Source organism: Clostridium sp. DFI.1.208 (assembly GCF_024463855.1).
GTDB lineage: Bacteria > Bacillota_I > Bacilli_A > Erysipelotrichales > Erysipelotrichaceae > Clostridium_AQ.
The window spans coordinates 1-638 of record NZ_JANGCA010000178.1; the positions used below are offsets into that span (position 1 = coordinate 1).

Below are 638 nucleotides of genomic sequence, written 5' to 3' on the forward strand. Positions count from 1 at the left end.
TCAAACGGGCGATCCAGCTGGGCATCGTCTCCTATGATCCCTGCCGCTGTGTGGAATATCCAAGAGAGGTGAAGAAGGAGGTCCGCGTATTGAACGTGCAGGAACAGAAACGACTGACAACGGCCATTTCACCGGTATATAAGGAGAATTCTATGGTGCCTGTGCTGGTCGCTATCCATGCGGGACTGCGGATCGGGGAAGTCAGTGCTTTACGTATCGAGGATATCTGCCTGTCCAAACGACAGATCCAGGTGGATGAATCCCTGAATCGCGTGATGACCTATAAAGAGGACGGAACGGTCTGCTGTCCACTCACCTATCAGAGCACAAAATCTAGCAGAGTGCGCAAGGTGCCGATGAATGAGGAGCTCTATAAGGCTTTGAAGACGTATCTGGACACGATGCCGCGGGAGCGTAGAGAGGATCTGAAAGCGCCGTTGTTTCATACCCGAAATGGCAACGTCATGGAGCCCAGAAGGATCTCCTACCATATGCACAGGCTGCTGAGAAAGCTGGAAATCCACGACATCCACTTCCACAGTCTGCGGCATACCTTTGCGACGAGAGCACTGGAGGCCGGTATCCCCATCAAATACTGTTCCGCTATGCTGGGCCATGCTTCTACTGGGATCACTGAA

The 638-nt window shown here is 52.7% G+C and carries 1 protein-coding gene; it reads left to right on the plus strand.

The window, feature by feature from the left end:
• Positions 1–638: site-specific integrase (locus NE665_RS23925; RefSeq protein WP_256302707.1), on the plus strand; the 638-nt coding region annotated here is incomplete at both ends.